This window comes from Halobaculum rubrum, assembly GCF_019880225.1.
Classification (GTDB): Archaea; Halobacteriota; Halobacteria; order Halobacteriales; family Haloferacaceae; genus Halobaculum; species Halobaculum rubrum.
Map to the genome: position 1 here is coordinate 2675241 of NZ_CP082284.1, position 14238 is coordinate 2689478.

10 protein-coding genes are annotated in these 14238 nt (G+C 69.6%); 1 reads left to right on the forward strand and 9 read right to left on the reverse strand.

Annotated features, from left to right (window positions below):
- Window positions 1–51: 51 nt before the first annotated feature.
- From K6T25_RS13660 to K6T25_RS13700, 9 genes are all read right to left on the reverse strand, one after another.
- Entirely contained in the window at window positions 52–2301 is a 2250-nt protein-coding gene (locus tag K6T25_RS13660) for an ArnT family glycosyltransferase (protein ID WP_222915014.1), read from the reverse strand.
- Complete coding sequence (locus tag K6T25_RS13665; RefSeq protein WP_225917754.1) at window positions 2302–3579, reverse strand: ABC transporter ATP-binding protein; 1278 nt, start codon at window positions 3577–3579, stop codon at window positions 2302–2304.
- Window positions 3572–5230, reverse strand: coding sequence for an ABC transporter permease (locus tag K6T25_RS13670; protein ID WP_222915016.1), 1659 nt, complete (start codon window positions 5228–5230; stop codon window positions 3572–3574). Before K6T25_RS13670 ends, K6T25_RS13665 begins: the two co-directional genes overlap by 8 nt.
- Window positions 5231–5248: 18 nt before the next feature.
- Window positions 5249–6481, reverse strand: coding sequence for an extracellular solute-binding protein (locus tag K6T25_RS13675; protein ID WP_225917755.1), 1233 nt, complete (start codon window positions 6479–6481; stop codon window positions 5249–5251).
- The gene (locus tag K6T25_RS13680; RefSeq protein ID WP_222915017.1) at window positions 6474–7655 is read right to left on the reverse strand and encodes an alpha-1 4-glucan-protein synthase; all 1182 of its coding nucleotides are present in this window, start codon (window positions 7653–7655) and stop codon (window positions 6474–6476) included. Before K6T25_RS13680 ends, K6T25_RS13675 begins: the two co-directional genes overlap by 8 nt.
- 118 nt (window positions 7656–7773) lie before the next feature.
- Window positions 7774–10215 carry a helix-turn-helix transcriptional regulator gene (locus K6T25_RS13685; protein ID WP_222915018.1) on the reverse strand — a complete coding sequence of 814 codons (2442 nt, stop codon included), beginning with the start codon at window positions 10213–10215 and terminating at the stop codon, window positions 7774–7776.
- Between the two features lie 137 nt (window positions 10216–10352).
- Window positions 10353–11969, reverse strand: a complete 1617-nt coding sequence (locus tag K6T25_RS13690) for a GMC family oxidoreductase (RefSeq protein ID WP_222915019.1) — start codon at window positions 11967–11969, stop codon at window positions 10353–10355.
- A complete protein-coding gene (locus tag K6T25_RS13695; protein ID WP_222915020.1) occupies window positions 11966–12538 on the reverse strand; it encodes a gluconate 2-dehydrogenase subunit 3 family protein in 573 nt (190 codons plus the stop codon). Before K6T25_RS13695 ends, K6T25_RS13690 begins: the two co-directional genes overlap by 4 nt.
- An 88-nt stretch (window positions 12539–12626) precedes the next feature.
- Window positions 12627–13112, reverse strand: a complete 486-nt coding sequence (locus tag K6T25_RS13700) for an Lrp/AsnC family transcriptional regulator (RefSeq protein ID WP_222915021.1) — start codon at window positions 13110–13112, stop codon at window positions 12627–12629.
- A 200-nt stretch (window positions 13113–13312) separates the two neighbouring features.
- Here K6T25_RS13700 and K6T25_RS13705 point away from each other — a divergent pair, with 200 nt between their 5' ends.
- Complete coding sequence (locus tag K6T25_RS13705; RefSeq protein WP_225917756.1) at window positions 13313–14221, forward strand: DMT family transporter; 909 nt, start codon at window positions 13313–13315, stop codon at window positions 14219–14221.
- Window positions 14222–14238: the final 17 nt, after the last annotated feature.

The window sequence follows — 14238 nt, forward strand, 5'->3', positions numbered from 1 at the left end:
CGGGAGCGGCTCGCGCCGTCGTGACATCGCCGTCGGCGCCGGACGGTCGACTCACGTCGACGCCGACAGCGTCACCTCGGCCCCGCGGTCGACCGGTCGCTCGCCGACGCCGACCGGGACGCAGCGGGTCGGGACCGGGCACCGCTCGACGGTCGCCGTCAGCGCTCGGGCCGTCCCGTCGATCCGCTCGTACGGGAACGACAGCCGGTAGCTGTACCCGCTCGCCGGTCCGGTGGAGACGAACACCTCCACGTCGATCTCGTCGCCGTCGTCGAGCGGGAGGACCGCACTCTCGCCGCCGCCCTCCCCGCCACCACTCACGACGAGGTCCTCCCCGGCTATCCGGAGTTCGCCGTCCTCGACGACCATCGACAACGACAGCGGGCCGCCGGCGTCGGTCGCCACGAGGTACGTCGACCCGCGGTCGCCGGTGACGCGGACGGTCGTTCCCTCCGCCGACTCGGGACGCTCGAGCGTCGCGTTCAGATAGATCCGGTCGCCGGCGACGCGCTCGACCTCCCGGATCCCGCCGCGGACCGTGGAGTCGTCGGTCGGCACCCACGAACCGGCGTACACGTAGCGGTAGAGGTCGCGGTCGGGGTACGCGCGGGCGACCGCCAGTTCCCGCGTGTCCGTCAGCGCGTACACTCGGGGACCGTCGTGGCCGGGATCGTTGCGCAGCGCCTGGAACGGGTGGTTGAGCCACGGGCCGTACGGCGCGGGGAGGAACACGACCGAGCCCTCGGGGATCGCCGCACCGGGATCGCCGCCGTCACTGAGCGGTCCGTATCCGGCGCGTAGCTCCTCGGTCACCCCCTCGTTGCGCTCGACCGTCTCGTCGACGGCGCCGACGGCGACGCCGCCCGCGGCTCCGCCGGCGACGAGGAGGACGACTGTCGCGACCACGCGGGCGTGACGCGGGTCGACATCGTCAGTGCGCTCCGCGAGGGACGGTGCGGCCGCGCGCAGGAAGTCCGCGGCGGCGACGCACGCGACCGCCGCGAACACCGCCGTCGGGACGATCAGGTCGTAGTGGTAGTACGGACCGAGGTAGTAGATCAGGCCGTCCGTGCGCACCTCCAGCGCGCCGAGGACGTTGTAGTTGCCCCAAAAGGCGACGTTGCCGGCGGCGACGGTGGCGAACGTGGCCGCGAGCAACCCACGACGGACACGCCCACCGGTCGCGCCACCGTCGCCACTGTCGCTGTCACCGCCGCCGTTACCGTCGCCCGGGATCCCTCGACCGGCGAGCGCGAGCACGACGCCGGCCGCGGCGACGGCCGCGCCGAGCGACCCCGCGACGACCCAGTCGGCGAACAGCGCCTCCAGCACCAGCCGGTTCGCTTCGACCCCGAGTTCCGGCGTGTAATCCACCACGTGCCCGAGGATGGCACGCTCGCCGAACCCGATGCCGTCCTCGGGAGCGAACGCGAGGTACGGGAACACGAACGCGTCGCCGGTGACGACCACGTTGTAGCCGAGCGCGGCGACCACGCCCGCGCTGCCTAGCGTCGCGGTGACGGCACGGCGGACGAACAGGCCACGCTTGCGGTCCTCGTTGCTGCGGTCGTCGAACCCGTCGAGGTCGTCCCCGTCGCCGACTTCCTCACTGACGACTCCCGCGGCTGCGAGCGGGATCCGCCACGCCCCCGATCGGACGAGCGTCACGACCGCGTGGGCGACGAACGGGAGCGCGAACAGCACTGCCGTGTACGGCCGCGCGAAGAAGGCGAGGCCGACAGCGACGCCCGCCAGCGCCGCGTCGCGGCGGCTCGCCCGGCGCTCACCGCGGAGATACGAGACCGCGAACGCGACGTTCAGCGCCGTCGTCAGCGCGTACGGAAGGAACAGTCCGCCGTGGACGACGAACAGCGGCGTCGCGATCAGGAGCACGCCGGCGAGGGCGCCGACGCGCGCGTCGAACAGTTCCCGACCGAGCGCGACGGTGCCGGCGACGAGCCCGGCGGCGATCCCCGCGAGCGCGACAGTATAGCCGCCCAGCAGCTTCCCGAGCGCGAACACCGTCGCCGGAACCGGCGCGTACTTGGAGTACAGCCCGCGTTCGCTCTCGACGAAGAACCACGGACGAAACGCGTCTTCGACCGGGGGCCGGAGGAACAGCTGTCCGGACAGCAGCATGTCGGCTTGTTGGAGGTACACGCCCTCGTCGTGGTTGAGCGAGCGGTACGGGAACACGTCGAGGGCGACCGCGACGGCGACGACAGCGCCGACCGCGGCGAGCACGAGAGCGGCGACGCGACCGGCGTCGAGTCCGTCGCTGACGCCGGACGTGTCCGTCATCTACTGGGCGGGGTACCACGCGAGTTCGTGGTCCGCGACGAGCGTCACCGCGACCGGCTCGCCCACGTCGAACTCTTCGGTGTGGTTGTGGAGACATCGCAGGACGGTGCCATCGTCGAGTTGCACGTGGTACACGAACGATGGGCCGGTGTACTGCCGACGGATCACCTCGCCGTCGGCGTCGCCCGCGGCGACCGGCGTGGCGCGGAGGTCGTCCGGGCGTACCAGCACGTCGACGTGGCTCCCGACGTAGCCGTCGCCCAGCCCCTTCAACAGCTTGCTGTCGTACGATCCGACGCTCGTTTCGATCTCGCGCTCGCCGACCCTCGCGGGAAGGAAGCTCGCCTGCCCGAGGAAGGAGGCGACGAACCGGGAGGTCGGGTGCTCGAACACGTCCCCGGGGTCGCCGACCTGCTCGACCGTGCCGTCGTTGACGACGGCCACGCGGTCGGAGATGGACAGCGCCTCCTCCTGGTCGTGGGTGACCGAGACGGCCGTGACGCCCGCCTCGTCGAGGATGCGCTTCACCTCCTCGCGCATCCGCACGCGGAGGCTCACGTCGAGGTTCGAGAACGGCTCGTCGAGCAGGAGGACGTCGGGCTCGGGGGCCAGCGACCGCGCGAGCGCGACGCGTTGGCGCTGCCCGCCCGACAGGTCCGTCACCGAGCGGTCGCCGTAGTCGCCGAGGCCGACTAACTCCAACAGCTCGGACACACGGGCGGCCGCCGCCGCGGAGTCCGGGTCGTCGAGTCCGAAGGCGACGTTCTCGGCGACCGTGAGATGCGGAAACAGCGCGAACTCCTGGAACACCAGCCCGACATCGCGCTCCTCGGGCGGCGTCACCGCACCCTCGCCCGCGACCACGTCGCCGCCGACGGAGATGCTGCCGTCGGAGGGCGTCTCGAGCCCCGCGATCAGCCGCAGCGTCGTCGTCTTCCCGCAGCCGGAGGGGCCGAGCAGGGTGACGAGTTCGCCCTCGTGAACGGTGAGGTCCAGCCCCGAGACGGCCGTCTCCGAGCCGTATCGCTTGACGACGTCCTCCAGTTGTAACACGGGATCGCCCGTCGGCCCGTCCGCGTCATCGATATCGACGACGACCGGCTCCGCCGAGTCCGCGTCGACGGACTCCGCCTCGGCCCGCTCCGCCGCCGGGTCGCCCGACGCGTTGACGGCGGTTCCACCGTCGGTTGCCGTCCCCGCGGCGGCCGACCCCTGGCCGTCGTCGGCGTCGGCTCGCTCGGGTCGGCTGGCGTCGGGGTGGGGTGTATCGTCACGCATCGTCGGATCCTTTGAGCAGCGGCACCATCGAGAGGCCGGAGACGGCCACTAACACGAGCGCCGGCAGGGCGGCGCGACCGTAGTACCCGGCCTCCTGAACACGCCAGATGTAGGTCACTATCGTTGTAAACCCTGTCGGATGCAGAATGAGCGTCGTGTCCAACTCCTTCATCGTCGTGAGGAACACGAGCGCCGCCCCCGCGAGCAGCCCCGGCGAGATGAGCGGCAGCGTCACGCGACGGAACGCCCCGGACGGCCTCTCCCCGAGCAGGCGGGCGGCGCCCACGAGGTCCCGGTCGACGCCGAGCACCGACGACCGGGTCGACCCGACCGCCTGCGGGAGGAACCGCACGACGTACGCGAACACGAGCAGCGGGAGCGACTGATAGACGAGCTGGGCCGCCCCGGCGCCGAAGGATTCGAGGAGCCATTGGCTGGAGAAGTACACCAGCGCCAGCCCGAGCACGACCCCGGGCATCGCGTACCCCAGGTACGTCGCGCGGTCGACCGCCTTCGCGAGCAGCGAGTCCGACCGGCCCGCGTAGTAGGCGACCGGGAGCGCGAACAGCACGGTCGCGGCCGCGGTCACCACGGCGACGTACGCCGAGTTCGTCGCGAACTCCGGGCGGAAGGCGAGTCCGCCGCCGCTGTACCCCGGCCCCGAGCGCACCAGCCACATCGTGAGAATGCCGACCGGGAGCGCCAGCGTGAACACGCTGACGAACGCGGGGACCACGGCCGCCACCCACCGGAACGGTCCCAGCGACACCACCGTCTTCACCGACGAGGGGGTCCCGTACCCGGCGGCGGTGTCGCCGCTGACGCGCGATTCGAGCGCGAGGATCACCGCGGTGACGGCGAGCAACTGGATCGACAGCAGCGTCGCGTTCGCCCGCCCGACGCCGAAGCTGTTCAACTCGACGTAGATGACCCGCGTGAACACGTCGAAGCGCATGATCGCGGGCGTCCCGAAGTCCGAGAGGGTGTACAGCGCGACCAGCAGCGCGCCCGCGGTGACGCCCGGCGCGATCTGCGGGAGGATCACCCGCCGGAACGCCTGCGGGTAGCTGTGATTCAGCGTCCGCGCCGCCTCCAACTGGGTCGTGTCGAACGACAGCAACGAGGCGCGGGTGGTGAGGAACACGTACGGGTAGGTGAACAGCGTCAACACGAGCGCGGTTCCGCCGAGCCCGTACACCGTCGGTATGTACGCGTTCACGAACTCGAGCCCGTAGTCGGCCAACAGATCCGGCAGCGCGCCGCTGGGCCCGAAGGCGGAAACGTACGCGAACGCGCCGATGTAGCTGGGGACAACGAGCGGGAGCGCGGCGAGCACGGTCCACAGCCGCCGGAACGGGAGGTCCGTCTGGACGGTCAACACCGCGAGCGGGACCCCGAGGGCGATCGACGCACCCGTGACGAGCGCGACGAGCAGGAGGCTGTTGACGAGCACCTCCGTCGTCGTTCCCGACGCCAACAGCCCGGCGGCATCGGCGACGGACAGCTCCGAGGCGCTGACGAGCAGCCACAGTAGCGGCGAGAGCACGGCGGCCGCGACGCCAGCAGCCAGCAGGACGATCGCCACGCTCGGCTGGTCGTCGTCGCTCGCGAGCAGTCCGCGGATCCGACCGAAGCCCTCTCGGGGCGCCATCTCAGACCGCCTCCCCCATCACAGCACCCCGACGTCGCGCATCAACTGGAGCGTCGGCTGGATGTTGGACAGCTCGCGCAGGTCGATGCTCGGGGGATCCAGCTCCGACACCGGCGGCAGCCCGCCGACGGGCGGGATGTCGCCGACCATCGGGTAGCCGTACGTCCGAGTGGCGAAGAACTCCTGTGCCTCCGCCGACAGCAGGTGCCGGACGAAGTCGAACGCGAGCTCCTGGTTCTGACTCGCCGACAGCACCGACGCGCCGGCGACGTTGATGAGTCCGCCGGCGTCGCCGCTGGTGAACGCGAGGTCGATCGGCGCGTCCGGCCGGGCCGCCTGCACGCGCAGCGCGTAGTAGTGGTTCGCGAACCCGCCGTTGAGCGCGCCGTCGGCGACGGCGTTGGACACGAGGAACTCGTTGTTGTACTCGGTGACGCCCGCGTCGATCATCCCCTGGAGCCACTCCCGGGTGGCGTCCTCGCCCTCGAGCAGCCGCATCGCGGTGACGAACGACTGGAAGGCGCCGTAGGTGGGCGCCCAGCCGATCGCGTCCCGGAAGCCCTCGACCTCGGGGAACTCCATCACGCTGTCCGGGATGTCGTCGTCGGACAGTTCCTCGGTGTTGTACGGGACCGCGCGGGCACGCCCGGCGGTGCCGACCCACGTGTCGTCGGGATGGAACTCTTCTGGAACGGGGTCGACGACTTCCGAGGGAAGCTCTGCGGAGAGCCCCTCGGCGGAGACCGCCGCAAGCGACCCGGCGTCGACCGACCAGAACACGTCAGCCGGGGTCGCCGCGCCCTCGTTGATGATCGTGTTCGCGGCGTCGGACGTCCCCGACTCGCGCGGCGTCGCGCTGAAGTCGGGGTAGATCCGCTCGAACTTCGCGAGCAGATCGCGATACAGGCCGCCCTCGCCGCCGCCGAGGTAGATGGTCAACTCGCCGCTGAGGTTCGGGAGCTCGGCGATGCGCGTACCGCCGATGTCGGACCGCCCCTGTGCCAGCGGGCCGGAGCCGCGGAAGTCGTCGAACGCGGCGCCGATCGCGTCGTCGCCCGATCCGCCGCCGCCGCCACCGACGCCGCCTCCGCCACCGCTACTTTCGCCGTCGTCGCCGCCGAGACCGCCACAGCCGGCCAGGCCCGCGGCGCCGGCCGCGCCCAGTCCTGCCAGCACCTTCCGCCGCCGATACGTCCGCCGTCCGTTCGTGGTGTCGTCGGTCATGTCGTCGTGAGTCGTGTCGTCAGTCATCGGCAGGCACCCTCGCAGCGTCCGCAGCCGCCGCACGCGTTCCCGCGCCCTCGACGCGGTCGAGGCAGTCGAGCCAGTCGCGCATGTACTCTCCACAGTGGGTGAGGAACGCCCCGTTGTTCCATTCGTCGAAGTCACCCGCCGCGAGCGCGTCCGCCATCTCGGCGAACGCCGCCTCGAAGGAGTCGGCGTCGTCGGCGACGCCGTCGAGCACCTCCCAGACGTGTTCGTTCAGTTCGAGGCCGGCGACCTCGTTCGCGAGGTCGTCGAACGTCGAGCGCGGGGCCTTGTTGTGTTCACACAGCGGACCGCCGTTGTACACCTGCTTGCCGAGTTCGTCCGCGGCGCGCTTGAGGAACAGCCCCGACCAGATGTCGTCGAACCGGCCGACATCCCACTCGTTGTCGTCCATCGGGAGCTGATAGAACGCCGGGACGACCTCGCGGCGGAACGCGAGGTTCATCGAGCAGACGGTGAGGTACTGCCCCTCGGCGGCGACGAAGTCGCGCTCGAAGTCGCTCGCCTCGGTGAGCGTCTGTGCCTGTCCGTTCAGGTCGCCGTCCATGAGGATGCGGACGGCGTCGAGGTCGGGGACGTTCGTCCACAGTCCCTGCGAGGCGACGACCTCGTCGACGCGTTCGGTGTCGGTCTCGACTGATTCGTCCATCGCCGCGTAGGGGTACCCGCGCGGGTAGAGGTCGGTGTCCGACTGGTAGAGGACGTTCACCCACGACTCGTCGGAGCTGACGGACTCGATCTCGCCCTCGTACGCGAGGTTGCGCATGTGGGTGCCGAAGAAGTCCTCCTCGGGGTGGGGGAGCGTGTCGTCGTCGATGAAGACGCCGTACTCGAACCGCTCGTGGGCCCACAGGTACAACAGTCCGAAGGAGGTCTGTGCGTGACTCGCCGCGGGGATCAGGTGCGAGAACTCGCCGGCGTCGTGGTCGGCGAACCACGCCTCGCGGGCGGTGCCGTCGAAGACGGCGCCCTCGACGCCCTCCTCGTCGAGCATGGTCTCCATCGCGTCGGTGTCACAGAAGTCCTCGGTGACGAGGACGAAGAACAGCCGGTCGGTGTCGAAGCCGTGCTTCCGTGCGTTCGCGACGTACTCGCGAACGCACTCGTACTCCCGAATCGTCGGGATGACGACACAGATGTCCTGCGGTGTACTCATTCGTTCTCGACTACTGATTAGGTTGGCCTAAAGAGTGTCGATTTTTTGGACGGCCGAAAATACCTGTTCGTGTCGCACCCACCGCACCGTCCTGAGAGTACTCAGGTCGTGTAGATCCTCACTGCGGCGGCTGAAGTGCGGCGTCGACGAGTCCCTCCAGTTCCGCGTGGCGACGCTGTAGGACCGCCTCACCCTCGGTCGTTGTGACGTATCTGTCACTGCGCCCGGCGCTGACCTTGTTGACCAGGCCGGCGTCCCGGAGCGTGTCGAGGTCGGGGTACAACTGGCCGTGGTTGAGTTCCGTGCCGATCTGTTCCTCGTACCGATCGGTCAGCGCCAGTCCGTGTGCCTCGTCGAGGGTGTCAACGAAGTACAGCAGCAGCAGTTGACGCTCGGTGAGGTCCACAGCGGTGGGATCCGATCGGCCGTCGTCTAACGGATCTGTCGATTTCGACGGTGCGGCGGGCTGGGGCTCCGACGATTCGTCGGTGCTCGCTGACCCGCCGAATCCGATGCTTGCAAGTCCCAGCGTGACTCCGGCGAAGACGAGTACGGGACCGCCCAGCGCGACGCTGTACGGCACATACTGCAGGAGAAGCGTCGGATCGACGACGAGTGTGACGACCAGCAGTCCGAGGTAGCCGGCGGTTGCGCCGACGCCGCCGGTGTGGGCGACCGCAGCGACCCGATCGAGGAACGTCGGCGCCGGCGACGGATCGGGGTCCGGAAGCCGGTCGGTGAACGCGTGGCCGTCCAACTCCGACGGCCTCGCGTCGAGCGTGTCGGCGATGAACGTCCGACGCTGTGACGACGCGTGTGACAGCCGAACGGACTCGTACGCGAGCCGACCGGCGACGCGGTCCGCCCAGAACGCGACCGCCGCCGCAACGACGACCACGCGCAGGAGGGGTGATCCGACCGCCGAGACGACCGCTACCGCTGCTAGGACCACGCCGACCGCCGGGGCGAGCAGCCCCGCACCGTTCGCAGCCGTCGCGATCCGCCGCGATGGACGCCTCCTTGAGGCGTACAGGACGCCGCCGACGACCGGCAGCGCGATGCCGATTGTGTCGGTGATCGACGATCCGAGTGGGAGCGCAGCGAGGAGGAAGCTTCCGACGACGGTGATCACTGCAGCGATGCCCGCGACGACGCCGACGGTCACGACGCTGCCCACGAACTGCCGAGGGCCAGCCTTGATCGTCTCGGCGAGCGTCCGGTCGTCGTCGTACTCGAAGAACCCGTCCTCGACGGCCGACTCGACCTGTTCACGCAGCGCCGCCGTGGGTTTGGGGGCGTCGTCGTACCGGACGTCGCCGTCGATCTGGAACACGACGAACTCGTTTCCGCCGTGTCGGTACCGGACGCGTGTGACGGGTATCTCGTCCACGGTCGTCTCCTCGCGGTACAGTCCGCCATCGGTTTCGGGGTCACGTCGCTCTCGCTCCGCTTCCCACCCGTCGTGCCCGGTGACGTGATCCGTGGGGACTGCCGTCGCATTTAGGTTGACCACGGTGTCCGTCTTGAACGACAGCGTCCCTTCGTGCGCCTCGACCAGTTCGCCGTGGCCCTCGCACGTGTCACACGTGACGCGGCCGTCCTCGCACACGTCACACTCGACGTTCCCGGACTCGTCGCAGACGGTGCACCTGATCTCTCCCGTCTCGTCGCAGGTAGTACAGCGAACCTCTTCCGAGCCGTGGCACCTCGAACAGCGTATCTGCCCCTCGCCGCCACACGTGTCGCAGTCCCGTTCGGCGGTCCCGCCGCACGCCTCACAGTCGTTGGACCCGTCCCCGCTGCACTCCGGGCAGTCGCGTTCGACGTCTTCGACCCCCTCGCCGTCACACCGTGGGCAGTCGACGACCACCTCGCCGTCGCAGCCGTCACACTCGTCGTCGTCGCCGTCGCAGTCGGGGCACTTGATCGCGCTCCGCCCGTCACAACGGGGGCACTGGTGTTCCGACGTGAGCGTCCCGGTCGAGTCGCAGTTCTGGCACTCCTCGGTCCCGGTCCCGTCACAGACGTCGCACCCGAGGGTGCCACTCGTGCACTCGGGACACTCCTCGATGGCGTCGCCGTCGCACTCGGGACACGTCTTCCTCGTCTCCCCGTCGCACTCCGGGCAGGTTCGCTCCTTGTCCCCGCCGCAGGTGCGACACGTGTGTTTCTCCGTTCCGTTGCACCGGTTGCAGGTCTCCCGCCCGCTCCCGGTACATCGTCCACACTCGCGTGCCGGCCGTCCGTGCTCGACGTACGGAACCTCGGCGTCCGTGAATCCGGTGGGTGCGTCGTCGTACCTGGATTCGAACCCACGCCGAGAGGCGACGAGTCCCTCGTACTTCGGCGCCGGGAACGACGACCGATTCGCGGCGTCCGGGTCGTTCGCCGTCAGCGTCCGCCTCACGCGCCGTTCGACGAGTTCGCTCTCGCTTTCGATCACCGTCGCCGCGGAGACGCCGGAGTCGACGTCGGGGTCGCTCGCCAGTTCCGTAAGCACCGACTGGGGCTCCGGGAAGCCGTCCCAGTCGCGCTCGTCGTCGAACAGGTCCTCACTCACGGCCCTGCGCACCCCCGTCGAACGTCCCCGATCCTTTCATCTTGTATACCACCGATCGGTCAACCGACTTAAACTAACCCTCTGCGTTCAGGTCCGGAGCATCACTGTACGGGACGGCCCCTCGACGCCGCACGCGGTTACAACCGCTCGGCGACGTGGTCGGCCGCCTTCAGCGACAGCGCCGCGATGGTGAGCGTCGGGTTCATCGCGCCGCCCGTCACGAACACCGAACTCCCGGCGAGCGTGAGGTTCGCGAGGTCGTGCGTCCGCAACTGCGGATTCACGACGCTCTCGGCGGGGTCGGTGCCCATCCGTGTCGTCCCCATGTGATGGTAGGCGGGTCCTGTGTTCTCGGGACCGACCGTCCACCCGATGTCGACGCCCAACTGCACCAGCACCGCACGCTGGATCTCGTTGGCGCGCTCGATGGTCCGCCTGGTCGTCCCGTCGACTCCCCACACCACGTCCGGAACCGGGTTCCCGTGATCGTCCGTCCGCGAGCGGTCCAGCCGGATCCGGTTCTCCCGCCGGGGAAGCTGCTCGACGAGCGCGCCCATCGCGACGTGGGTTCCGTACCCCTCGCGGATCTCCGCGAGCAACTCGTCGCCGAAGCTGTCCGCGGTGAGGGCGATGTCCGCCGGGGCCGGCCCCGCGTAGTTGAGGAACTCCAGCTTGATCGCGGTGCGGGAGTCGTCCGGCCGGTCGTAGAACTGGTGGCTCTCGGTGGTGTTGAAGCCGACGTGCTTCTGGCGCGTGGGCTCCTCGAGGGTGCCGCCCATCCCCGCGAACAGGTGGTCCATGAAGTACCGGCCGACCAGCCCCGAGGAGTTCGCGAGGCCGTTCGGGTACGCCTCGCTCTCGGAGAGCAAGAGCAGTCGCGGCGTCTCCACGCCGCCGGCGGCGACGACGAACTCGCGGGCCTCCTGTCGGTGTTCCTCGCCGTCGGGCGTCGCGTACACCGCTGCGGTGACGTGGTCGCCGTCGTGGTCGAGTCGCTGGACGGGGACCCGGTCGAGGACGCGCGCCCCGTTCGCCTCCGCGATGTCGATGTGGCGGGTCGCGTCGTACTTCGCGCCGGAGGGGCAGACCGGCTTACAGGTGCCGTAGCCGACGCACGCACTCGCCTCGCCGGTCGGCTCGGAGTTGCGCGCGTTCGGCACCGAGTGGGTGGCGAGGCCGACGGCCTCGCACGCCTCCGCGAACAGCGAGTCCGAGTACGACGGCGGGAACGCCGGCAACGGGTGTGGTTCCTCCCTGGGCGGCGCGAACGGATCGTCCGAGGCGCCCGAGACTGACAGTTCGTCCTCGGCGGCGGCGTAGTACGGCCTGAGGTCGTCGTAGTCGATGGGCCAGTCGTCGCCCAGTCCGACCGACGAGCGGAGCTCGAAGTCCTGCTCGTGCATTCGCATCACCATCCCCTGCCAGTGGAGCGTGGTCCCGCCGATCCCTTTCACGCGGGCGGCGTTGAGGGGATACTCCCGGTCGCCGGTGCTGCTGTAGGCGTCGCGCTCGGGGTCGGTGTCCCACACCGGCGCGTCGGTGCCCGGCCGAAGGTGTCGCTCCATGCGATCGATCCGGTCGTCGGGGTCGAACCGCGGCCCCGCGTCCAACACGACGACCTCGTGGCCCGCCGCGGACAGTTCGGCGGCGACGAGCGCGCCCGCCGGCCCCGCGCCGACGACGCAGACGTCCGCCCGCGGCGACGGCGTCCGATCGACACCCTCGTCGTCGCTGTCGGCTTCGTCGGCACTCATCGCTCGGGTCCCTCCCGGTAGGATCGGGTTCCGCCGGGATGGCCCGGCGGGTTCTCCAGCCCCGCCAGCGACGCGCCGGTCGGCGAAGCGTACAGCGCGAACAGCAGTTCGTTCACGAGGTAGTGGCGAACTCGCTGCGGCTCGGTTCCGTCGGGATCGGGGTCGACGTCGTCGACGCTCATCACGTCTAGCGCCTCCGCGCGGTCCTCGCTCGACAGGTCGACGTACTGCGTCCCGTATAACCCCACAGCGTAGTCGTCGAGCGTCGCCACCGCCTCGGAGACCTCGCGGGCGTATGCGGTATCGCCGTCGATCCGGCCGCCGGTGTAGGTGCGGACGAATTCGTCGACGCCGCCGACGGCCGACGGATACACCGCGCGTGCGACCGCGACCAGCGTCGCACGCTCGTGATCTCCCACCGCACCGTTACCTCGAGTCTCACGCTCGGGGTCGTCGGTAGCCCCGCTGTCGGTAGCGTCGCCGCCCGCGACCGGCGCACCACAGCCGGCGAGGGAGCCGACGCCCGCTGTCGACAGCGCGACCAACGCGTCGCGACGGGATAGCTCCATTCGGCCGCTGATTAGGCCAACCTAAACAAGAGGGTTGCGCTCTCCCGACGGGGCGCCAGTCGGAACCCACTCGGCGGACGTTCGAGTCTCACTCGTCGACGAGTGCGTCGACGAGCGATCCCTCCGAATACGACGACAGCGCGCGCGCGTCGTCGTACAGCGTTTCGATCACGTACGTGGAGTTCGTCCGCTCGACGGCCGGGATCCGCTCGAACTCCCGAAGCAGTCGGCCGACCGCCTCGTCGTCGGGCAGGTGTGCGATCGCGACGAAGTCAGTCTCGCCCATCGTCGACAACAGCGTCGTCACGCCCTCGATCTCGGTGATCGTCGACGCGACGTCCGCGTGTTCGCCGGCGTAGTCGGCGAGCACCTCGACGAGCACCGTCACGCCCAGTCCGAGCGCGTCGAGGTCGATATCGTACAGGTCGTTCGTGATCACGCCGGCATCCCGGAGGTTGTTCAGCCGGTAGTGCACCGTCGAGACGGGGACCCCGGTCCGCTCGCTGATCCGCTCCGGGCTGCCGGTCTCCAGGTCGGCGATCGCCTTCAGGATGCGAACGTCGCGCTCGTCCATACCGTCTCCCCCGCCGGCAAGCCTGATAGTTCCATCCGCTCCCCACGGCCGGGGCCGAGTCGATTCTCGTTCGACGACGACGATCATTTCTGAGAGATAACTCCGACAAGTGTCGGAACGAGTAGTAGCGCTTATCAACACAAACTCATCTAATTGGATTAGAAACAATGAATTTGCGATCAGCTTGGAGCCAAGTGCCGATGACTGGAATGATATTCGTTCTCCTTGCGACACTGTGGGGCGGATCGTTCGTCGCTATCGAGGCTGGGGTGAAAGAGTGGCCGCCGTTGCTGTTCGCGGCGATCAGGTACGACCTCGCCGGAGCGGTCGTGCTGGCGGTCGCCGTCGTCCGCCGCGGTCGTGTGCTCCCACGGACACGTGGGGACCTCGCGGCGGTCGCGAGCGTCGCGGTGTTCGTCATCTTCGCCCACCACGCGCTGTTGTACGTCGGACAGGGGACGGTTCCCGGTCCCGTCGCATCGGCGGTCGTCGCGCTGTCACCGGTGGTGACGGCGCTGCTCGCGCCGGCTCTGCTCGACGCCGGTCGACTCGCCCCGATCCAGTACGTGGGTGTCGCCGTCGGGTTCCTCGGTGTCGTCGCGGTGACCGATCCCGGGTCCGCGGGCGGCATCCCGGCGACCGGGACACTGCTGGTGTTCGGCGCGACCGTCGCGTTCGCCCTCGGAACGATCCTGCTGCGCCGTGTCCGGCCGACGATCTCCGCGGCCGGCCTGCAGGGATGGGGGATGGTGACGGGCGCGGTCCTGCTCCACGGCGGGAGCCTCGCGCTCGGCGAGTCACAGACGGTCGCCGTCTCGCCGATCGGGCTGGCGACGCTCGGGTTTCTGGTCGTCGGCCCCGGCGTGATCGCGTTCGTCCTGTACTTCCGACTGCTCGACTCGGTCGGGGCGACCCGGACGATGCTCGTCGGCTACCTCGAACCGATCGCGGCCGCCGGCCTCTCGTTTGCGCTGTTCGGCTACGTACCGACGGACGGCGCCGTGGTCGGCTTCCTTCTCGTGCTCGGCGGCTTCGCGCTCGTCGAGGGGCACGCCCTCCGCGCTGCCGCCGGCGGTGCAGTCGGGCAACTCCGTGCGGCACTCCCGTGAGTGGCCGAGACCAGACT